Source organism: Gemmatimonadota bacterium, assembly GCA_016719105.1.
Classification (GTDB): Bacteria; Gemmatimonadota; Gemmatimonadetes; order Gemmatimonadales; family Gemmatimonadaceae; genus SCN-70-22.
The window spans coordinates 674556-696272 of record JADKAQ010000002.1; the positions used below are offsets into that span (position 1 = coordinate 674556).

At 71.6% G+C, this 21717-nt stretch carries 19 protein-coding genes; 16 read left to right on the top strand and 3 right to left on the bottom strand.

Features of this window, described 5'->3' with window-relative positions; all coding sequences use genetic code 11:
* The first annotated feature begins 89 nt into the window (after window positions 1-89).
* From IPN47_06650 to IPN47_06700, 11 genes are all read left to right on the top strand, one after another.
* Window positions 90-1472 carry a GAF domain-containing sensor histidine kinase gene (locus tag IPN47_06650; GenBank protein ID MBK9407721.1) on the top strand — a complete coding sequence of 461 codons (1383 nt, stop codon included), beginning with the start codon at window positions 90-92 and terminating at the stop codon, window positions 1470-1472.
* A gap of 6 nt (window positions 1473-1478) precedes the next feature.
* Window positions 1479-1766, top strand: a complete 288-nt coding sequence (locus IPN47_06655; GenBank protein MBK9407722.1) for a hypothetical protein — start codon at window positions 1479-1481, stop codon at window positions 1764-1766.
* On the top strand, window positions 1763-2098 hold the full coding sequence (locus IPN47_06660; protein MBK9407723.1) for a hypothetical protein: 336 nt from the start codon (window positions 1763-1765) through the stop codon (window positions 2096-2098). Before IPN47_06655 ends, IPN47_06660 begins: the two co-directional genes overlap by 4 nt.
* A gap of 137 nt (window positions 2099-2235) precedes the next feature.
* A complete protein-coding gene (locus IPN47_06665; protein ID MBK9407724.1) occupies window positions 2236-3132 on the top strand; it encodes an AAA family ATPase in 897 nt (298 codons plus the stop codon).
* Window positions 3133-3315: 183 nt separating this feature from the next.
* Window positions 3316-4188 carry a DUF58 domain-containing protein gene (locus tag IPN47_06670; protein MBK9407725.1) on the top strand — a complete coding sequence of 291 codons (873 nt, stop codon included), beginning with the start codon at window positions 3316-3318 and terminating at the stop codon, window positions 4186-4188.
* Between the two features lie 3 nt (window positions 4189-4191).
* Window positions 4192-7677, top strand: a complete 3486-nt coding sequence (locus tag IPN47_06675; protein ID MBK9407726.1) for a hypothetical protein — start codon at window positions 4192-4194, stop codon at window positions 7675-7677.
* Window positions 7674-8294 carry a DUF4159 domain-containing protein gene (locus tag IPN47_06680; GenBank protein MBK9407727.1) on the top strand — a complete coding sequence of 207 codons (621 nt, stop codon included), beginning with the start codon at window positions 7674-7676 and terminating at the stop codon, window positions 8292-8294. Before IPN47_06675 ends, IPN47_06680 begins: the two co-directional genes overlap by 4 nt.
* The gene (locus tag IPN47_06685) at window positions 8278-9576 is read left to right on the top strand and encodes a hypothetical protein (GenBank protein ID MBK9407728.1); all 1299 of its coding nucleotides are present in this window, start codon (window positions 8278-8280) and stop codon (window positions 9574-9576) included. Before IPN47_06680 ends, IPN47_06685 begins: the two co-directional genes overlap by 17 nt.
* Entirely contained in the window at window positions 9573-10499 is a 927-nt protein-coding gene (locus IPN47_06690) for a histone deacetylase (GenBank protein MBK9407729.1), read from the top strand. The genes IPN47_06685 and IPN47_06690 overlap by 4 nt, the downstream gene beginning before the upstream one ends.
* A gap of 419 nt (window positions 10500-10918) precedes the next feature.
* The gene (locus IPN47_06695) at window positions 10919-11590 is read left to right on the top strand and encodes a GvpL/GvpF family gas vesicle protein (GenBank protein MBK9407730.1); all 672 of its coding nucleotides are present in this window, start codon (window positions 10919-10921) and stop codon (window positions 11588-11590) included.
* 3 nt (window positions 11591-11593) lie between these two features.
* Complete coding sequence (locus IPN47_06700) at window positions 11594-12604, top strand: serine/threonine protein kinase (protein MBK9407731.1); 1011 nt, start codon at window positions 11594-11596, stop codon at window positions 12602-12604.
* 60 nt (window positions 12605-12664) lie between these two features.
* Here the strand turns inward: IPN47_06700 and IPN47_06705 are convergent, their stop codons facing one another.
* Complete coding sequence (locus IPN47_06705; GenBank protein ID MBK9407732.1) at window positions 12665-13159, bottom strand: DUF393 domain-containing protein; 495 nt, start codon at window positions 13157-13159, stop codon at window positions 12665-12667.
* 75 nt (window positions 13160-13234) lie between these two features.
* Between IPN47_06705 and priA the strand changes: the two genes are divergently transcribed.
* From priA to IPN47_06725, 4 genes are all read left to right on the top strand, one after another.
* The gene (gene priA / locus IPN47_06710) at window positions 13235-15742 is read left to right on the top strand and encodes a primosomal protein N' (protein MBK9407733.1); all 2508 of its coding nucleotides are present in this window, start codon (window positions 13235-13237) and stop codon (window positions 15740-15742) included.
* Between the two features lie 355 nt (window positions 15743-16097).
* Complete coding sequence (locus tag IPN47_06715; protein ID MBK9407734.1) at window positions 16098-17219, top strand: hypothetical protein; 1122 nt, start codon at window positions 16098-16100, stop codon at window positions 17217-17219.
* Entirely contained in the window at window positions 17201-17680 is a 480-nt protein-coding gene (locus IPN47_06720) for a transcriptional repressor (GenBank protein MBK9407735.1), read from the top strand. Before IPN47_06715 ends, IPN47_06720 begins: the two co-directional genes overlap by 19 nt.
* 135 nt (window positions 17681-17815) lie before the next feature.
* Window positions 17816-18541: a cytochrome c biogenesis protein CcdA gene (locus IPN47_06725; GenBank protein MBK9407736.1), complete on the top strand. Its 726-nt coding sequence runs from the start codon at window positions 17816-17818 to the stop codon at window positions 18539-18541.
* Between the two features lie 313 nt (window positions 18542-18854).
* On the opposite strand, the gene IPN47_06730 is transcribed toward IPN47_06725, so the two are convergent.
* Together IPN47_06730 and IPN47_06735 are read right to left on the bottom strand one after the other, a co-directional pair.
* The gene (locus tag IPN47_06730) at window positions 18855-19277 is read right to left on the bottom strand and encodes an ATP-binding cassette domain-containing protein (GenBank protein ID MBK9407737.1); all 423 of its coding nucleotides are present in this window, start codon (window positions 19275-19277) and stop codon (window positions 18855-18857) included.
* Window positions 19198-20673: a hypothetical protein gene (locus IPN47_06735; protein MBK9407738.1), complete on the bottom strand. Its 1476-nt coding sequence runs from the start codon at window positions 20671-20673 to the stop codon at window positions 19198-19200. Before IPN47_06735 ends, IPN47_06730 begins: the two co-directional genes overlap by 80 nt.
* Window positions 20674-20807: 134 nt before the next feature.
* On the opposite strand from IPN47_06735, the gene IPN47_06740 reads away from it, so the two are divergent.
* Entirely contained in the window at window positions 20808-21701 is an 894-nt protein-coding gene (locus IPN47_06740; GenBank protein MBK9407739.1) for a hypothetical protein, read from the top strand.
* The last annotated feature ends 16 nt before the right edge of the window (window positions 21702-21717 follow it).

The window sequence follows — 21717 nt, forward strand, 5'->3', positions numbered from 1 at the left end:
ATCCGAGACCCGTCGGAGGTCGATGAATGCGTGGGCATCGGCGCGCCTGTTCTTCACGGCGCGCGCGCCCCGCGTTAAACTCCCCGCCCGTGCCCAAGACTGTCCGCAAGACCCTCGACGGGCTGCGATCGTCCAAGCCCGTCCTCCCCACCTCGACCACGCCGGAGTCGCTGCGTGAGTTGATGGCCGTGCGCGAAATCGTGCACGCCTTCCTCAACGCCGACCGTCCCGAGGAGGTCTTTCAGTTCGCGCTCGACCGCGTCAGTCCGCTGGTCGGGGCGACCTTCGCCTCCGTGTACCTCGTCGACGGCGTCTCCGAGCTCATGCACCTCGTGGCCGCGCACAACTTCCCCGAGCGCTATCAACCATGGCTCGGCGAAATGCGCGTACGACTCGGCTTCGGCCCCAGCGGCGAAGCGGCGGCCGAGAAGCGGATCATCGAGGTCCCCGACGTCTTTGCCGATTCCGACCTCGACGACTGGGTCGAGGTGGCCTCGGAGCTCGGCTTCAAGTCACTCGTCGCCCTCCCCCTGCAAACGGCCAGCAAGGTGCTGGGGGCGGTGACGTTCTACTTCGCCGACTCGGGGGCGCGGGGCAAGGAATCCCGCGGCATGATGCGCCTGGTGGCCGACCAGATGGCCGCCACGGCCGAAAAGGCGTCGCTCATCGATCAGTTGCGGCGGACCAACGCGGCGCTCACCGAGGCCAACGCCGAGCTCGAGGAACAGTACGCCGCGGTCGTCGAGGCGCGGCGCGCCAAGGACGAGTTCCTGGCCAACATCTCCCATGAGCTGCGCACCCCGCTCACCTCGGTGCTGGGCTACATCTCCATCCTGCAGGAGGAGCTCTCCGGGCCGCTCACCGACGGGCAACGGCACGACCTGCTGCACGTGAAGCGGTCGAGCGAGCGATTGCTGGAGCTCATCGAGGACCTGCTGGAGCTCACGACGCTGACGCGAGGCGACATCTCGCTCTTCGTCGAGGAGTTCGACCCGGCGCTGGTGCTGCAGGAAGTCGTGGCGACGGTGGCTGGGCGGCCGAACGAGGTGGAGCTGCGGGTCGACGAGCCGCCGCCGTTCCTGCCGCGCATGAAGTCGGATCGCAAGAAAATCGCCCGTATCCTCGTTAGCTTGCTCGGCAACGCCTACAAGTTCACCGCGCGCGGGCACGTGCAGGTCGGCGTGACGCTGGTGGGCGATCGTGTGCAGTACCGCGTCTCGGACACCGGGATCGGGATCCCCATCGAGGCGCAGGCGACGGTGTTCGAGGAGTTCCGCCAGGCCGATGGCTCGGTCACGCGCCGCTATGGCGGCTCGGGGCTGGGGCTGGCGTTGGCGCGGCGGCTCTCCCGCCTGTTGGGGGGAGACGTGGAATTGGTATCGGCAACGGGGATCGGGACGAGCTTCACCGTCTCGCTCCCGCTCGAGTTCGAACCTGCGCGCGACGCGCGGGGCAACCTCACGATCACGTAATCGGGCATGACCCAACGACGCACGATGCAGGAGATGCGCACGACGCTCGCCCCCGCCGATGTCCTGGCGGCGGCCAAGGAGTTCTTCTCCCGTCGCATCAACATCTACGCCGCCTTCCCCGAGCAGGAGAGCGCCGCGCACCTCACGCTGCGCGGGCAGGGGGGAGAAGAGATCGTGATCGGCGCCATCCCGCGCGACGGGGCGACGCTGGTCACCGGGGCCTCGTACATGTTCGACGCGCAGGTGTCGCGCTTCTTGTCGACGTTGCCGCGCGCCGCCGAGGTCCTGGCATGAGCGCCGCGACGCCGTTCACGACGCAGCTCCGGAGCCGTCCCGAGGGGATCCGCCTTGGCACGGGAAACGAGCCGGTCATCACGCTGCGGGTGCAGATCCCCGAGGTGTGGGATACGATTCGCGTCGACGCGCCGGCAGACACGCCGGTGTCGGTGGTGAAGGAGCGGGCGCTGCAGGCGCTGATGCCTGACGAGTCCGCGCATCACGCCGACTACGTCATCAAGCTGGCCGGTTGGGAGGTGCTCGACGAGCGCGTCTCGCTGACCGATGCCGGCGCGAAGCAGGGGTCGATCTTCCTCCTCACCAGTCGTCGTCGTCATCCCGTCCGCTGAGCCACACGACCGTTCCCCCGACGTCCTCCCCCGCTGCCGCCACGACGCCTGAGGCGTTGCTGGCGGCCGCGTCGCGTCTGCGCGAGGAAGTGGCGCGGCGCATCGTGGGACAGCGCGAGGTGCTCGACGAGATCCTGATGGCGATCCTGGCCGGCGGGCACGCGCTCCTGGTGGGGGTCCCCGGGCTGGCCAAGACGCTGATGATCAAGTCGGTGGCCGATGCGATGCAGCTGGACTTCCGGCGCATCCAGTTCACGCCGGATCTCGTTCCCAGCGACATCACCGGGACCGAGATCCTCGAGGAGAACACAAGCACCGGCGGGCGCTCGTTCCGCTTCGTGAAGGGCCCCGTCTTCGCCAACATCGTCCTGGCCGACGAGATCAACCGCGCCCCGCCGCGCACGCAAGCGGCGTTGCTCGAAGCGATGCAGGAGCACCGCGTGACGGCGGCCGGCGAGACGATGCGGCTGCCGGAGCCGTTCTTCGTGCTGGCGACGCAGAACCCGATCGAGCAGGAGGGGACCTACCCGCTCCCCGAGGCGCAGCTCGATCGGTTCCTCTTCGACATTCGCGTCGGCTATCCTAACGAGGACGAGGAAGTGGCGATCCTGCGGGCGACGACCGGGCGCTCGGAGGTGGAGCTGGTGCCGGTGCTGGACGGCGCGCAGACGCTGGCGCTGCAGCGGCTGGCGCGCGATGTGGCGGCGAGCGAGCCGGCGCTGCGGTACGCCGCCGCGCTGGCGCGTGCGACGCGCCCCGACTCGTCAGGCGCCCCGGAACTCGTGCGGAAGTACGCGCGCTGGGGGGCCGGGCCACGCGCGGGGCAGGCGTTGATCCTCGGCGCCAAGGCGCACGCGCTGCTGTCGGGGCGCATGGCGGTGGCCCCGGAGGACATTCGTCGCGTGGCGGGGCCGGTGTTGCGGCATCGCGTGCTGCCGAACTTCGCGGCGGAGGCCGAGGGGATCGGGGCGGAGCGGATCGTGCGCGAGGTGCTGGAGCGGGTGAGCGCGCCGTCGAGCGGCGTGCGGCTTTAGGGTACGGAGAGGGAGGGAATGGTACGGGTGATGGGGGGTGGGGGGCGTATGTTGTTGTTGGGGGGGGCCCCCCAATCGTCGCGGCCGTTCGAGCGCGCGCGCCTCGTCCCCCCGCTACCGCCCGCCGCTCCCACGCCCCCGTCGCTCCCGCTCCCCCCCTCGCGCGCGCGCTGACCCCCTCGCATGTCGATCCCGCGCGAGTACGGCCCCATCCTCGACGCGGTTCGCGGCCTCACCTGGCCGGCGCGCCGGCGGGTGAGCGGCGTCCACACCGGTTCGCACCTCTCGCGCCTGCGCGGGCGTGCCCCCGAGCTGAGTGAGTACCGGCTCTACCGCCAGGGCGACGACCCGCGCCAGCTCGACTGGAAGCTCCTCGCGCGCAGCGATCGCGCCTTTACCCGGCTCTCCGACGATCGCGCCGTCCACCCCACCTGGTTCCTCGTCGATGCGTCGGCCTCCATGGCCTTTCCCTCGGCGTCGCAGGCCAAGTGGTGGATGGCGCGCGCCCTGGCGACGGCGCTGGCGTCGATCGCCCAGCGCGCCGGCGACCCGGTGGGGGCGATCATCGTGGCCAGTGGCGGGACCGCACACGTGCGCGCCCGCACGCGTGCCGACGTCCTGGTGGAGCTGGTATCGGCGTTAGGCAGCGTGGTGCCGGCGGGGGCGGCCGAGGCGGCGCCGTCGCTCGTGCTCGTCCCCGAGCGCGCGCGCCTCGTCATCCTCTCCGACCTGCTGGGCGACGAAGGAGCGCTCCGCCACGCGGCCGCGGCGCGCACCAGCGCCGGTGGCGACGTGCACGTCCTGCACATCGTCTCGCGCGAGGAGCTGGAGCCACCGGCGTCCATCGCCCTCGCGGTCGACCCTGAGGACCCCACCGTCGAGCGCCCCTTCGACGCCGCGGCGCGCGCCGCCTACGTCGCACGGTTCGCCGAATGGCGCGAAACCACCGCACGGGCCTGGCGACTGGCCGGGGCGACCTATCGTCAGGTGCAAGCGGAGGACGACCCCGGCCTCGTGGCGCGCGCCGTGGCGACCGGCGCGCGTGAGGGGCGCTAGCGCATGCTGACGCTGGCCGCTCCGTGGGCCCTCGTGGCCGGCGCTGTCGCCTCGGCGGTGGTGCTGGGGTTGCACCTCCTGGCGTGGCGCCGCCCCGCGCCGACGCTGCTCCCCACGGCGCGCTTCGCCCCGCCCTCGGCGGTGCGGGCCGTGTCGCGCGACCTGCGCCTGAGCGACCGCCTCCTCCTGCTGGTGCGCGTCGCCGTGTTGCTCCTGGCGGGGCTCGCCCTGGCGCGTCCCGCGTGGACGCCGGCGCGTTCGGGGACGGCGCGGGTCTTCGTGCTCGACGCCTCGCGGCGCGTGGCGCGCGTCGGCGACGTGGCCGACAGCGCGCGAGCGCTCTCCGCCGGCGCCGCGGTGACCGCCTGGGTGCGTGTCGATTCGGTGGCCCGCCTGCTCTCCGACACCACGCTCGGCCCCCGCGCCGCCGTGCGCGGCGCGCTGGGTGCGGGGCTCGTCGCCGCGGTGCGCGAAGCGGTGCGCCTCGCCCGCGTGCACGACACCGTCGAGGTGGTGGTCGTCTCCCCCCTTTGCCACGGAGAGCTGGGACGCGTCGATGGACGCCGTGCGTGCCCAGTGGGGCGGGGCGGTGCGCGCGATACGCGTCGCCGCCGCGGTCGACTCGTCAGCCGCAACGCGCGTCGACGGCTCCCGCCCGCCGCGCGAGCTCCCGCCCGCCGGCGATCCGCTCGGGGCGGCCTTCGCCCTCGCGCTCGACTCCACCGCTTTGTCGCTCCGCGTGACGCGCCTCCCCCTCACCGCCGCCGACTCCGCGTGGGCGCGCGAGGGGGGCGTCGTCGTGTCGTGGCCGGGGACCGCTCGGTCGGACTCGGTCGCCGCACCGCAGGCGCTGGTGGCCGGCGACCGGGCGGTGATCGGTCGCTTTGCGCGCGCGCCGATCCCGCTGGCCAGTGGCCGCACGATCGCCCGCTGGGGCGACGGCACCCCCGCCGCGCACGAAGTGGCGCTCGGCGCGGGATGCCTTCGATCGGTAGGGGTTGGCGTACCGTCGGTCGGGGACGAGGTGCTGCGTCCGTCGTTCCTTGCGCTGGTTCGCCAGTTCGCCACGCCGTGCGGTGGAGGGAGCGCCGGGGTGATGGACACGGCGCGTGTGGCGGCGTGGGCGCGCGGGACTGGCACCGGTGCAGCTGCCGGCGTCACGTCGCAGGGCGAGTCGGCGACGGCGCGTCCCGGTGCGGCGCCCGTGGATGGGGGCCAGTCTGGCGCCGCCACCGCCGCTGCCATCACTGCCGCCACCGCCGACCCGTCATCGCACGACGCCGAGCGGTGGCTGCTGGTGGGCGTCGCGCTCCTGCTCGCCGTGGAGTGGTGGCTGCGCCGCCGCGTGGCGCAGCTAGAAGTCGAGCGCGCCGACGCGACGCAGGCCACGCGGGAGGCGGCATGACCTCGCCCGCGAGTGCCGGCGCACCCATGACGCAGGCGCGCGAGAGCGTGCGGCACTGGCGCCGGCGGCTGCAAGGTGCGGCGGTGCTGCGCGGCGTGCTCGCCGGCGCAGGAGCCGGCCTGCTCGTGACGGCGATCGCGCGCCTGGCCCTCCCCTCGTCCGCGGCGCCGCTCGTCCTGGGCGCGGTCGCCGCGCTTGCCGTCGCCGTCGGCACCTGGTGGCGCACCGCCGCCTTCGCCCTCTCCACGCAACGCGCCGCGCTCTGGCTCGAGGAGCGTGCACCCACGCTGCGCTACGCGCTCGTCACCGCCGCCAACGACGACGTTGCGCCTGCCGCCCAGCGCTCGCTCGAGCAGGTGCTGCGTGGCTCCACGTGGGAGGCGCCGGCGCGCGCCGCACTCTGGCGCTCGCTCGCAGGTCCGGCGGTCTTCGCCGCCGTCGGCGCGACCGCGATCGCCGTCGTCCCCGCCGACGGGTCGATCGGTCGCGCGGGATCGCCGACATCCGCCACCGGTGCGGCGACCGCGTCGGTCGCCCCGTTAGGCGCGGTCACGGTCTCGCTGCGCCCGCCGGGCTACACCGGGCTGGCGCCGCAACAGCTCGAATCTCCGGCGTTGCTGCGCGCGTATCCCGGCAGCGTCATCACGCTGCAAGGGGCGGGCGATTCGACCACGACGCAGGTCACGCTCGACGACCGCCAGCTCCCGGTGCGAGCCTCGGGCGATCGTTGGACGAGCGCACTCTCCAGCGCCAGCGCGCGTGCACTACTGCGCGTGCAACGCGTGGGCGGCGACGCTCGGCTCATCGCCCTCGAACCGCTCGTCGATTCGGCCCCGCGCGTGACGCTGCACGCCCCGGCGCGCGATTCGATCCTTCGCACGCCGAAGGGGACTTTCGCGCTCTCCGCCGACATCCACGACGACCTGGGGCTCGCGCGCGCCTCGTTCGACTACATCATCAGCTCCGGCGAAGGCGAGCGCTTCACCTTCAGGAGCGGGTCGCTCGGCGCACTCGCCGCCGGGACGCAGCGCGACGGTGCCTTGCGCGCGACGCTCTCCCTCGACGCGCTGGGGCTGCAACCGGGCGACGTGTTGCACCTGCGGGCGGTCGCCCGCGACCGCAACACCATCTCGGGCCCCGGCATCGGCAGCTCCGACACGCGCACGATTCGCATCGCCCGCACCGACGAATACGACTCGGTCGCCGTCGAGCAGGCCCCGCCCGCCGAGGCCGACAAGTCGGTGATCAGCCAGCGCATGCTGATCAACCTCACCGAGGCGCTGGTGAAGCGTGCCGCGCGCGCGTCGCGCGCCGACGTCGTCGCCGAGTCGCGCCGCATCGGGCGCGACCAGGCGCGCCTGCGCAAGCAGGTCAGCGACATCATCTTCTCGCGCCTGGGCGACGATGCCGACGGCGAGCACTTCCACGGCGATGGGCACGGGCACGCCGAGAACGACTCGTTAGGGAGCGGTCCGCTCACCCCCGAGCAGCTGCTCAAGGCGGCCGAGCGCGCGACGCAGATCTCGGGCGCCCCCACCGACTTCGAGCACGACGAGACGCCGGTGGTGGCGATCAACCGCCCGATGCTCGAGGCCTACAACGCGATGTGGGACGCCGGACGCGCCCTCGATGGCGGCGAACCGCGGAAGGCCATTCCGCCGATGTACGTCGCGCTCGCCGCCATCCAGCGCGCGCGCTCGGCCGAGCGGCTCTACCTGCGCGGGACGCCACCGCGCGTGGTCGTCGACCTCGCGCGCGTGCGCCTGACGGGGAAGGACAAGGGGACACCCGGGGCTCGCACCCCGCGCCTCGCCACCGACGCGGCGCGCCGTCCGCTGCTCGAGCGCTTCGCCCGCGCCCTCGACGTGCTGGCACGCGACCCGGGCGCCGGCGTCGATTCGCTCATCGTCTTGCGCCTGGCGGTCGCCGAGTCGCGCCCGGCCGCCGCCAGCGCGCTGGAGGGGGCCATCGGCGAGCTGCGGGGGTCGCGCGATGCGACCGCATCGCTGCTGCGCGCCCGGCGCGCGCTCGACGATGTCGTGGTCGCCAGCGACTCGCTCGCCGTGTGGGGGAGCGTGCGATGAGCCCCCGGGCCACCTTCACCTTCGCCACCGCGCAGTACGAGTCCGGCGACTGGGATTCGGCGCCGCTCGTCCCCGCCAACCTCATCGACTCGGTCGCCCGTTACACCGAGATCGACGTCTCCCCGTCCGGGGTGATCGTGGCGCTGGGGTCGGAGGCGGTGCTGCGCTACCCGCTCTTGTACCTGACGGGGCACCTGCCGGTCCGCTTCACGGCGCAGGAGAAGCGCATGCTCGCGCGTTATCTGGAGCGCGGCGGGCTCCTCTTCGTCGACGATCACAACCACGACGTCGACGGCATGTTCCACAAGACGGCCACCGAGGAGCTTGAGGCGGTGGCCGGCAAGCTCGCGAAGCTTCCCAACACACACGCGCTCTACTCGGCCTTCTTCCGCTTCGAGGACGGCCCGCCCAACACCTCGCATGAACTCAACGGGTGGGGGGACAACCTCCTGCACCCGTACCTCATGGCGGCCATGCGCGGCGACCGCATCGCCGTCCTCTACAGCAACAAGGACTACTCGTCGGAGTGGAACTTCCACCCCGACAACAAGCGCTTCTACTCGGTCGACAACACGCGCTTCGCGGTGAACCTGGTGGTGTATGCCCTCACCCGGTAACCGTCGCCTGCTCGAGGGGGGCGCTCGCACCGCGGCGTGCTTGGCGTTAGGCGCGCTGCTCTGGCGCGCCTGGTTCCCCGCGCCGGCGGGCGACGTGGCGCTCCGCCTCGCCGGAACCGGCGGGCTGCCGCAGGCACTGGCGCGCGCGGTGCGGACACCGGTCGCTTCGCTCGATCTGGCCGTCGATTCGCTCCCCGGCGCGAGCGATCGCGCGGTGGCGCGTGCCGTCGCGGCGGCGGGAACCACGGTGCGATGGACCCTCGCGGCCCCTCCGTCGGTGTCGGCGGCGGTCGCCGAGCCGCTCGCCGAGCCGTCGGGGCGCGTGCGCCTGGTGACGATCGGTCGCGCCGAGGCGGCGCTCACCGTGCGCGATGCCGCAGGGGCGGTCGATTCGGCCAAACTGTCGACAACGGGCGTGCGCGCCGTCGATGCCACGATGGACGGGGCGGTGCTCGTACACGGCGCGGGGGCTCTCGCCACCACGATGCGCCGCGACTCGCTCGTCCTGCGCCCGGTCCTGGTGCTGGGGCGCGCCGGCTGGGAGGGGAAGTTCGTCGCCGCTGCCCTCGAGGAGGCGGGGTGGCGCGTCGACGCTCGCTTCAGCGTCGCCCCGCTCGTCGACGTGCGGCAGGGCGCCGCGGACGCGATCGACACCTCGCGCTACTCGGCGGTCGTCGTGCTTGACGAGAGCGCCGCCTCGCGCGCCGCGGCGATCGCACGCTACGCGCGAAGCGGTGGGGGGGTGATCGTCACCAGTGCCGCCGCGCGACTCACGGCGCTGGCCTCCGTCCTCCCCGCGCGCGCGGGCGAGGCCATCGTCCCGACGCTGGGCGCACTCTCCGGCGAACGCCCTCGGCGCGCGCTCGGAGGGGTCGCGCTCACCTCGGCGGCCCGTGATGCCGTCACCCTCGAGCGCACGGGGAACCGCGCGCGGATCGTGGCGGCGCGCGTCGACGCGGGGCGCGTCCTGATGATGGGGTACGACGACACCTGGCGCTGGCGCATGGAAGGCGACGACTCGGGGCCGTCGGCGCACCGTGCCTGGTGGTCGTCGCTCGTGTCGTCGGTGGCCTACGCCCCGCCCGTGCAGCTGACGGCCACGCCCTCGGTCGACGAGGCGCCACTCGCGGCGTTGGTCGAGGCGTGGGGCCCCCCCAGCGACCTCGCCGCCGACACGGCTCCCCCGGTCTCCTCCGTCGCCTGGGACCGATTGCTCTTCGCTGCCTTCCTCCTCGCACTCCTCGCGGAGTGGTCTTCCCGTCGCCTTCGCGGAGCCCGATGACCGTCGCCTACATCTCGCACGCCGACTGCGGCCGGCACGACACCGGCTGGCATCATCCCGAACACGTGGGGCGGCTGCGCGCCATTCCGCGCGCGTTGCGAAACGACTTCGACCTGTATCAAGCCATCGAGCACCTCGAGTCGCGGCACGCCACCGCCGACGAGCTGGCGATCGCGCACGATCCCGACTACGTGGAGCGCGTTCGCGAACTGGTGGAGCAGGGTGGCGGGCGCCTCGATCCCGACACCGTCGCCAGCGAGGGGTCGTGGGACGCGGCGCGCGCCGCCTGTGGCGCCGTGCTCGATGGGGTCGACATGGCCTTCGACGGGCGCGCGGTCCGCAGCTTCGCGGCGGTGCGTCCCCCCGGGCATCACGCGCTGCGCGCGCGGGCGATGGGCTTCTGCCTCTTCGGCAACGTGGCGATCGCCGCGCACTACGCCCGCCGCCGGCACGGCGCCCAGCGCATCCTCATCGTCGACTGGGACGTGCACCACGGCAACGGGACGCAGGCGCTGGTCGAGGACGAACCCGACATCCACTTCGTCTCCATGCACCAGTGGCCCTGGTACCCGGGGACGGGGGCCGCCGAGGATCGCGGGCCGCACCGGTCGGTGTGGAACGTCCCCATGGCCGCCGGGCTCCCGGCGGCGCAATACGTCGAGGCGCTCACGCGAGGCATCGACGCCGCGACCACCGGATGGACCCCCGACCTCATCCTCGTCTCCGCCGGCTTCGACTCGCTGCGGGGCGACCCACTCGGCGGCTTCACGCTGGAGCTGGAGGACGTCGACGCCCTCACCCGCCAGCTCGTGGAGCGGGCGACCGGGTGGTGCGGCGGGCGCCTGGTGAGTGCGCTGGAGGGGGGATATGACCCCGACCGGCTCGGCGCCGCCTGCGTCACGCACCTCCGCGCCCTGCTCTAGCCCGGACGCTGCGATGTGGCGTCCGTTTTCCGGGGGTCTCTGGAGCCGAGCATTGCGCGTTCGTACACTCCGAGGGGCGCGATTTTCGGCAGAAAGTTCCGTGTGACGGACGGTACCATGAGAATCGTCTGAGATACGCGAGCGACCGGCCGATGCCATGCGTCGGACGTCTGCATGAAAGCCGCATGAAGAGGCGCGCCTCTGAACGGCGCGGGCGGGGGCAGGGTGAGTTGACGGTGCGGGACCGGGGGGTGGGCGTCATGTCTGGAGTGCCTACGGTCGATACTGAGGATTGACCCGCCGCAGGGTCGGACGGTGTGGAGCCGCTGCACGACCGGGCGGTGGTGGAAGGGGCGCAGCACCACGCGGATGCACGGCAGGCACGTCCCTTCGCAACGCAGGACCCAACGAGGATATCAGTGGCGCGTACGCGCAGCCTCCGTAACCCGGCCATCGGCGCTGACGCGCTGCAGCTCTTTGGTGTCGTCGCCCACGATTCGTCGTCCCCGTTGCGACTGTCGGGGGCCGAATTGGTGCCGCTTCGCGACCTCGCGGCCATCGTGCGCTCGGCGCCCTACGAGCGCCTGGCGGCGACCAGCGATGCGATCGGCGAGTATCGCCGCATCGTCGAGGACGCGTTCCGCGAGCAGCAGGTGATCCCCGCGCCGTTCGGCACCGTCTTCCGGTCGCGTTCGTCGCTGCTGCACTGGATGGAGCTGCACTACGTGGCGCTCGTCGACGCCGTCGGCTTCCTGAGCGATCGTCTCATGGCCCGCGTGCGCGTGGCGCCGCTCCCGCTGCCACCCGAGGAGCTCAGCGAATCGCGTGAAGTGCGCGCCGCCGACTTCGAGACGACGGTTTTCGACTCCTTCCGCTTCCTCAAGCGCAGCGCCGTGTCCTGCGTGACCTTCGAGCCGCAGTCGGGGGCGACGGGGAAGAGCGTCGAGGCGTCGTTCCTGATCGAGCGCGACAAGTGGACAGTCTTCCATGAGGCGCTGGGCGAGGAACGCCAGCGACTTCCGGAGCTGGAGATCGACGAGAGCGGCCCGCTCCCGCCGTACGATTTCGTCCGCCTCCAGTTCGGAGCCTGAGCCGTGTTCTGTCCCGATTGCGGCACCTGGAACCGGACGCGGGCGGTGAAGTGCACGCGCTGCCACGACAACCTCCCCGAGGTCAGCGCCGCCCCGCTCGAGCAGCCCGACAGCGAACTCACCAACCTCCGCAAGGCGTCCGGGGCGCGCTATCGCGTCGTGCGCCGCATGGGGAGCGGCGGCATGGCGCACGTGTACTACGCCATGCACGCCACGCTCGACCGGCCGCTGGTCGTCAAGGTGCTGCACGCGCACCTGGCCAAGGACCCGGAAATGCGCGAGCGCTTCAAGCGCGAGGCCGAGGCCTCGAGCCAGCTGATGCATCCGCACATTTGTCCGATCCTCGACTTCGCCGACCTCAGCGAGCTGGTGTACCTGGTCATGCCGTACATGGCCGGCGGTTCGCTCGCCGACGTCCTCGTGCGCGACAAGACGGTGCCGCCGGGGCCGTCGGCGACGATCTGCGCGCAGGTGGCGACCGCGCTCGACTACGCGCATCGCCGCGGCGTGGTGCACCGCGACATCAAGCCCGACAACATCCTCTTCGATGAGGACGGGCACGCGCTCATCACCGACTTCGGCATCGCGACCGCGCGCTTTCACGGGCGCCTGACGAGAAGCGGGCGCGCCATGGGGACGCCGCACTACATGTCCCCCGAGCAGGCGATGGGGAAGATGGTCGACGGGCGCAGCGACATCTACGCCGTGGGCGTGATGCTCTACGAGATGCTGCTCGGCTTTCCTCCGTTTGACGGGGCCGACTCGTACTCCGTCGGCTACAAGCAGGTGCACGAGGCCCCCGTCGCCCCCGAGGTCGTCGACTCGCGCGTCCCGCTCGAGCTCTCGGCCATCGTGATGAAGTGCCTCGCCAAGCCGGCCGGGGAGCGCTTCCAGACCGGGAACGACCTCGCCGATGCGCTCCTGAGCTACCTGCTCAACAACGGGAGCCCCGCCGAGCAGCGGACCGCGTGGTTCTCGCGCCACTCGGGGGCGGCAGCGGTCTCCTCGCTGTAGCGTTTCGCAGGGCGCTGTGACCTGTCAGCCGGCGCGGGCATCGCTCGCGCCGTTCGTGTGTCAGGGCGTCATCAGGAAGCGCGCCGAATCCTCGGCGCTGGGGAGCCGGCAGCTGTCGAGCCGCCCAAACCAGGCAATGCGGCGACGCGCCACGAAGTCGTAGCACCAGTCGCGAAGCGCGCGCGGCAGCAGGTAGCCCGCCGTCGCGAAGGCCCACGCCCCCCCCACGTAGCGCAGCAGCTCCAGCACCGCCGTCGACTTGATCCACGCCCCCTCGCGGTGGACGAGGATCACCGAGTCCACGTTGGCGAGCCCGGGGAGCCGCGCCAGCGCCTCGCGCCCGACCGCGCTCTTGAGCGGGGCAAAGCGCATCGACCCTTCGCGGTCGCGCTTGAGGACCCACTGCACGGTGCGATCGCACAGCCCGCACTCGCCGTCGTAGAGCAGGACGAGGCCGTGCTCCTCGAGCAGCGCGGTGAGCGACTGTCGGGACGGCTTGGCTCCCTTGGGCGCCTTGGCGGGAGCGGAGGGGCGGTGGTCGCGGGGGGCGGGCATGGCAGAAAACTAGGCGGGGGGCGGGCAGCGCCACACCTCCGCGCCGCCGCCCGTTGGGGGATACCTTTGCGGGGCATGCCTCCCCACGCCCCCACGCGCCTCGTCGACGTCGCGCTCCCCGTCCCGCTCTTCCGCACCTTCTCGTATGCGGTCGACCGGGACTTTCCCAACCCGCTCGTGGTCGGGAGTCGCGTCGTGGTGCCGTGGCGCAATCGGGCCGACGTGGGGATCGTCGTGGCCACGGACGTCGCTGCGGTCGAAGGGGTCAAGTACAAGGCGGTGACCGCCGTCCCCGACCCCGAGCCCGCCGTCTCGCCGTCGCTCCTGGCCACCTGCCAGTGGCTCGCCGACCACTACGTCGCCCCGTTAGGCATCGCGCTGCGCAGTGCCCTCCCCGCGGCGCTCACCGGCGTCGAGGTGCCATCGCCCCCGGGCAAGACGCGTCGCACCGTCGTGCTGGGCGCCGCCGTCGATTCGCTGATGGAGCGCGACGTGCTCTTCAAGCGCACGCGCCGGCAGCGCGAGCTGTACGAGTTCCTCGAGACCGCCGGCGGGCGCGCCAGCGTCGAGCATGTCATCGAGCGGCTCGGCGTCTCGGAGAGCGTCATCGATGGGCTGGTGAAGCGCGGGCTGGCGACCATCATGCGCGAGGCGGTCGATCGCGATCCCTTCGCCCTGCGCCCCGGCTCTCCTCCCCCCGCGCACGCCCCGACGCCGGCGCAGCAGGGGGCCATCGAGCGCATCGCGGGTGGAAATGCCGGCGACGTCTTCCTCCTCCATGGCGTGACCGGGAGCGGGAAGACGCTGGTCTACCTCGAGGTCCTGCGCCGCGTCGTCGACCAAGGGGGGCGCTCGGCGATCGTCCTCGTCCCCGAGATCGCCCTCACGCCGCAGACGGTCGATCGCTTTCGCGGCGTCTTTGGCGATCGCGTGGCGGTGCTGCACTCGGCGCTGAGCGATGGCGAGCGTCTCGATGCCTGGCGCGCGCTGCGCCGCGGGGAGAAGCGCATCGCGGTCGGGGCGCGCTCGGCGATCTTCGCGCCGCTCGACGACGTGGGGGCGATCATCGTCGACGAGGAGCACGAGAGCAGCTACAAGCAGAACGAGACGCCGCGCTACCACGCGCGCGACGTGGCCATCGTGCGCGCGAAGCACGCCGGGGCGGTGACGGTGCTGGGGAGCGCGACGCCGAGCCTGGAGAGCTGGGTGTTGGCGCAGGAGGGGGCGTATCACCTGATCTCGCTTCCTGATCGTGTGGGGGGTGGGGTGCTCCCGGAGATCGAGATCGTGGATCTGGGCGGGGTGCGCCGAGGGGAGGGGAAGGGGTCGGAGTGGACGCCGGGGACGGAGAGCGCGCTGGCGTCGGAGCGGGTGGCGGCGGTGGCGGCGCGGCGGGTGGCGGAGGCGGGGGTGGTCGGAGCGGAGGGGGCGGAGGTGCCGACGCGGGGGGCCCCCCCCGAGCGCCCCGCGCGCATCGCCGCCCCCCCGCGCGACGTCGTCCCCGACGCCCCGCTCCCCGAGCGCGTCCCGGCCCCTGCGCGCCACATCGTCTCCCCCGCGTCGCGCGATCCCTTCCGGCGCGTCGTCTCCGAACAGCTCGAGCGCGCCATCCGCACCACGCTCGACGCTCGCGAGCAGTCCATCCTCCTGCTCAACCGGCGCGGCTATTCATCGTTTGTGCAGTGCACCACCTGCGGCGACGTCACCGCCTGCCCCAACTGTTCCATCTCGCTCACCTACCACCGCACCCCCGAGCGACTGGTCTGTCACTACTGCGGGCACGCCGAGGAGATCCGCGCCACCTGTGCGCGCTGCGGCGCCGCCACCATGCGCCAGCGCGGGCTCGGCACCCAGCAGGTCGAACGCCTCCTCGTCGAGCGCTTCCCCGACGCGCGCATCGCCCGCATGGACGTCGACACCACCAGCGGCAAGTGGGCGCACGCCGAGATCCTCGATCGTGTGGGCGCCGGTGAGGTCGACATCCTGCTGGGCACCCAGATGATCGCCAAGGGGCTCGACTTCCCCAACGTGACGCTGGTGGGGGTCATCGACGCCGACGTCGGCATCAACCTCCCCGACTTCCGCGCCGCCGAGCGCACCTTTCAGCTGCTGGCGCAGGTCGCGGGGCGCGCCGGGCGCAGCACCAAGGTAGGGCGCGTGATCATCCAGAGCCGCATGGGTGAGCACCATGCCCTGCGCTGCGCCATCACGCACGACTACCATGGTTTCGTCGCCGAGGAACTCCCGGGCCGCGTCTCGCCGCCGTATCCGCCGACCATCCGCCTGGCCAACGTGATCTTCAGCGCCACCGCCGAGGACGCGACGGCGACGCTCGCGCAGCAGGGGACCGACTGGCTCCGCCGCCTCGTCGCCGCGCGCCCCGAATTGCAGCTGACCATCATCGGCCCCGCCCCCTGCGCCGTCGACCGCATCAAGCAACGCTGGCGCTGGCACACCCTCATCAAGGCCCCGCGTAGCGCCGCACTCACCCGCGCCCTGCGCTACTTCGCCGAGCGCTTCGAGGTCCCCAACCGCGACGGGATGCGCCTGGTGGTCGACCGCGACCCGGTGAGCCTGCTGTAGCGGTTCGCCCGCTCCGGCCCGGCCCGACCTACTCCGGACCGTCCGGCCGCGCGCGCGGCGACCGCCGCCGCGCCAGATCCCGGTTCGGCCCGCCATCGGACGGCGATGGGGCGTCGGCGCGGGCGTTCGGGGATGCGGGAGCGCCCGTCTGGGGCCCCGCACGCCCTTCCGGCGGAAATTCCCGCTCTATACGCGAGATCAGGAAAAGGGCAGAGGTTGTTCGCCCCCCCGCCTCCCGTGATCTTTCCCCCGTGACGATTCTCCTCCAGACCCGCCTCGCCCCCCTCGCGCTGCACACGGCTCCCGACGCGCGCGTCCCGTTGGCCGCCACCACCTTGGCCGCGGGGGGCGCCCGATGAACGACACCACGCGTCGCTTCCTCACGGCGATCGTCGATCGCGTCCCCAACGGCGGGCGCATCGTCGAACTCCGGCTCTTCCCCGCCATTCGGCAGGGCGGAATCGAGAGCGGTGTTGCGGTCGTCGCGGTCGAGCCCCCCGAGCCGGTGGTGGAAGTGGTCGAGGGTGCCGAGGTTGCGCCTGACGGTGTGACCGGTGACGCCACCGCCGCCGGCGACAGTGGCGTCGCCACCGTCGACACCGTCGCCCTGGATGCGCCGGCGCTCGTCGACGACCAGCACTTCGCCGAGGCGGTGACCGACCTCATCGACACCGACGTGGCGGTCGAGGACGAGGAAGGGCAGTCGGGCGACGACGTCGCCGCCCACGCCTCGTTCGTCCCGATGGCCGACGCCGCCGACGAATCCGAGACCGCCGACGCCCTCGACGATGAAGTGCACACCATCGTCCTCAACGTCGAGCGCGACGTGGTGGCCGCCGAGGCGTATGCCGATGACGAGGCTGATGCCCTCGTGGTCGCCGCGGATACCGCCGAGGAGCGCACCGCGGAAGTGACGCTGCACGTCGAGCCCGAGGTGGCCGACGAGGAGTCGCCCTACGCCGATGCCCCCGCTCCCGGCGGCACCGAGGCGCGTCCCATCCTGGCCGATGCCCCCGAGGCGCGCGACGCGTTAGGCGAGGCCATCGGCGATGCCCGTGCACGCCTGGCCTCGCCCGTCGGGGGGATCGAAGTCATCGCCGAACCGGCCGACGTCACCTCGCCTAACGACGAGGAGTCCATCGCCCTGGGCGACATCCTCGCCCTCCCGTCGCCCGGTGGCGAGGGGGAGCCGTCCGAGGGGGGAGCCGATCCCGCCGTGGCCGACGTCACGGAGGTCGCGCCGCGCCTGCGCCGCTACGCCATCCTCACCGCGCGCTATCGCCTGACCATCAAGGGCCCCGACCGCGGCAAGTGGGACGTCGAGATCACGCACGAGGCCGACGCCCCACTCGACACGGTCGAGCGCGTCGCGCGCGGCGTCGCCAAGCGCGCCGGCGAAGAATCGGACCCCGAGCACTTCTCCGCCGAGTCGCTGCAGGCGGCGCTCGCGGCCCCCGTGTGGGCCACGACGCCGTAGTCGAGGCGTTCAGCGCCTACCTGCGCGAGCACGGTCTCCCCGTGACCGCGCAGCGCGTGGCCATCGCCGACATCATGCTCCGCTCCGAGCGCCACCTGTCGGCCGACGACGTGGCGCTCGAACTGGCCACCCGCGAAAGCGGGATCGGCCTTGCGACCGTCTATCGCACCATCGACCTGCTGACCAAGAGCGGCCTCCTCGTCGAACGCGACTTCGGCGAGGGCTTTCGTCGCTACGAGCCCGCCCGCGACGTCCCGCATCACGAGCACCTGCTCTGTACCGTCTGCGGCAAGGTGCGCGAATTTCGCGACGAGCGCCTCGAGCGCATGACCACCCTCGTCGCCGAGGCCAACGGCTACGCCCGCCAGCGCCACCGGTTGGTGATCTACGGCGTCTGCGACGACTGTCAGCGTGGCGGCCAGCGGCTCCCCCCGCTCACCCCCACCGGCCGCGAGCGCTAGGTTGATGCGCGAGACGCCGAGACGGGGACGACGGCCGGTGAGGAACTGGTTTGCGTCGAGTGGACCTCGTCCTTCTGTCACGCACGCGCTCGTCACGACCGGTCTCGTCTACCGCTCTCTCCGTTATCCTGCGACATGACCCCTCCCTCAATCGGCCTCTTCGTCGCCTTCGGCGCGGGGCTGCTGTCGTTCCTTTCGCCGTGCGTCCTCCCGCTCATCCCGAGCTACATCACCTTCATCACGGGGCTGAGCTTCGATGACGTGACGTCGCGCAAGCGCACGGCGCTGGTGCACGGGCTGCTCTTCGTCCTCGGCTTCTCGCTGATCTTCCTCGCGCTCGGCGCCACCGCGACCGTGCTCGGCCGGGTGATGTTCTCGCAGCGCGACATGATCACCAAGGTGGGCGGGGTGATCATCATCATCTTCGGTTTGTACCTGGCGGGGGTGCTCAACATCGCCTTCTTCGCCCAGGAGCGCCGCATGCACCTGGCGGACAAGCCCGTGGGCTACCTGGGGACCGTCCTGGTCGGCATCGCCTTCGGCGCCGGCTGGACCCCCTGCATCGGCCCCATCCTCGGCTCCATCCTCATCTACGCCTCGAGCGAAGCCGACCTCCCCAAGGGGCTCATGCTCCTCAGCGCCTACTCGTTAGGGCTGGCGATCCCGTTCATCCTCTCGGCGCTCGCCGTCGACCGCTTCATGTCCTTCTTCCAGAAGTTCAAGAAGCAGATGCTCTGGATGCAGCGTGGCGCGGGGGTGCTGATGGTCATCGTCGGGATCCTCATGCTCACGAATCAGTTCACGATCCTCGCGTCGTGGCTGCAGCAGTTCACGCCGGACTTCATCCTCGAGCGGCTGTAGGCGAGGGCGGGCGGGGACACCCCGCCTCGTCCCAACGAGAGCTGGGGCCCATTTGTCCCACCCCTCGCGCCCACCCTCACCAAGCGAGCCTCCCCCCGTCTCCCCAAAAGCATGACACGGGGGTTCACGGAGGCATCACGGAGGTTCACGGCGGGAACGGCGGGTACGGCGGGTACGGCGGGTACGGGTACAGAGGGTACGGAGCGCACAGAGGAATCCCGCCTGCCCATGTTTTCCCCCGTGCCCCCCGTGAACCCCCCGTGAACCTCCGTGTCCCGCTCTTGATCGTTGCGCCGAACCCGAAGAAACCGCGCTAGTCCGCCGCCTCGACCGACTCCTCGATCTGCTGCCGCGCCAGCAACTCCCAGTACCGTCCGCGCGCCGCGATGAGCGTGTCGTGCACCCCTTCCTCCACCACGCGTCCGCCGTCCAGCACGATGATGTGATCCGCATCGCGGATCGCACTCGCGCGATGTGAGGCGATGATCGCCGTGCGCCCGCTCAATGCGTCGCGCAGCCCGTGCAGGATCGCCGCTTCGGTGTGCGTGTCGACAGCCGAGAGCGCATCGTCGAGGATCACGATCGACGGGCGGCGGGCGAGCGCCCGCGCGAGCGCGGCGCGCTGCTTCTGCCCCCCGGACAGGTTGATCCCGCGCTCACCGAGGACCGTGTCGAAGCCGCCGGGAAAGTCGCGAATCGTCGACGTGAGCTGCGCGACGTCGGCGGCCCAGTCCACCGCGGCATCGTCGCTCGTGCCATACGTGAGGTTCGACCGGATGGTATCGCTGAACAGCACCGACTCCTGCGGCACCACCCCCAGCTCGCGTCGCAGCGTGTCGAGCGACAGCGTTGATCGGGACGCCGTCCAGCAGGATCTCGCCCTCGGTCGGGTCCCACGCGCGTGACGAGGTCGATGAGCGCCGATCTCCCGCCCCCGTCGCACCGACGATCCCCAACGTCGCCCCGGCGGGCACGGTGAACGAGACGTGCCGAAAGACCCAGCGCGGTCCAGCGTCGCGGCGCTGGCGATCGTCTTCGAGGGGGGCGCGGGACGGGCTCGGTCGGCGGCCATTGTCGCGGAGATCGTCTCGCTCGTCGTCGGCACCAGCGGCGGCGGGGATAGGATACGCGAAACCGACGTCGCGAAACTCCAACGTCCGCCCGCCAGTCGTCGGAGGCAGGGCGCGTGGCTCCGGTGGCGATGTCACCTGTGGCATGGAGTCGAGCACCTGCTCCAGTCGCGCCATCGACGCACCCGCCCGCTGGAAGAGATTCGTCACCCAGCCCAGCGCGATGAGCGGCCAGACGAGCATCGTCAGGTACATCCCGAAGGCGACGAAATCACCCACCGTGATGGTCCCGCGCATCACCAATGCCCCGCCCGCGCCCAGCACGATCACCGTGCCGGCGCCACCAAGCAGGGCAAACGTCGGGTTCATCAGCGCCTGCAGCCTGGCCAGTCGCAGGTTTCGCTCCAGGTAGTCCTCGCTCAGCGCCCTCCAACGACGCTCCTCCGCCGCCTCCTGCCGATAGGCTCGCACGATGCGCGTCCCGGCCAGGTTCTCCTGCACCCGCGTCGTCATCGCACCAAAGTGCTCCTGCACCTCCTCGAAGCGCTCATGAATCTGCCGCCCCAGCCGGATCATCACCCACGGGAGCGGGAGCATCGGGAGCCGCGCCAGCGCCGTGAGACGCGGCTCGATGGCCAGCAGGAAGCCGAGCGCGAACAGCCCGCCCACGGTCGTGTTGACCAGGTACATGATGGCCGGTCCGGCGGCCATGCGAACCGCGCTCAGGTCGTTGGTCAGCCGCGCCATGAGTTCGCCAGTGCGCGTCCGGCCGAAGTAGGCGGCGTCGAGCGTCAGCAGGTGCTGCAGGAGATCGTTGCGCAGGTCATACTCGACCCGTCGCGACAGCGCGTTGAGCAGCTGACGCATCCCGAACCTGAAGACGCCCCCGGCGAGGGAGACGCCGAGCATCATCGCCGCCACGCGCCATGCCGTGGACACCGACCCGCCGGGCTGCATGCTGTCGATGCCGCGGCGCAGGAGCATCGGATTGATGCTCCCAAGCGCCCCCGAGATCACCACGCACGCGAGCCCGCCCGCCAGCAGGCGACGATAGGGACGCAAGTACGGGATGAGTCGTCGCAGCGCGCGCAAACGGGGGCAGGGCGGGATTGCGGCGGTGAGGGAGGTTACGGCACCTTTGCCGTATCAGGCTGTATGATTGTCAGCCAGACCGCTCACACTGGAGGAAATCCGTGATGTTCCAATATATTCGGCGCGCCGCCCGGCCCGCCGTGCTCACGCTCGTGTTCGCCGCCGCTGCCTGTTCCGGCGAGAAGCAGGGCGACGCGTCGGCGTTGGCCCAGGATAGTGCGCTCGCCCGCGACCTCGCACGCGTTGGCGGAGACACCGCTGTGGTTCCACAGCTGCAGGACATTCCGGTCGAGGCGCCGATGCCCGAACCGGTGGTGACACCTCCGCCAGCAGTCTCGACGCCGAGGCCGCGCCCGAAGGCGCCGACGCCCGCGCCGGCCAAGAAGACCCCCGCGCCGACCCCGGCGCCGGTCAACGAGAACGTGACGCCAACCGGCAACACGGTGGAGAAGGGACCCGGGACGGCGCCGAAGATGGGAACGGTTGCCGCGGGCGCCACCATGCGGCTCGGCGCATCGGACAAGGTCTGCACCAACACGAACAAGATCGGCGATCGATTCGTCGCCACGCTCAGCGAGTCGGTCACCGGCTCCGATGGCGCCGTGATCCCCTCCGGAGCCGCCGTCACCATCGAGCTCACGCATCTCAAGCGCAGCGAGAACGCGAACGACCAGATCCAGATGGGCTTCCGCGTGATCAATATCGCGTTTGACGGGCACACGTATGCGCTCGATGCCGACGTGCAGACGGCCGAGATCAGCCGCGTGCGCAACAGCAGCACGGGGAACGACGCCAAGAAGGTGCTCGGCGGCGCCGTGGCATGGCGCGGTCATCGGCCAGATCCTTGGCAAGAAGTCGAAGGGGACCATCATTGGTGCGGCTGCGGGCGCTGCAGCTGGCGGCGCAGCGGCGGCGGCCACGGCGAACTACGAAGGTGCGTGAATGCGCGGGCGCCGATCGTCGTCAGGCTGAATGCGCCGGTGACGGCGGTGAAGTAGGAGCTGAGACGGGAGA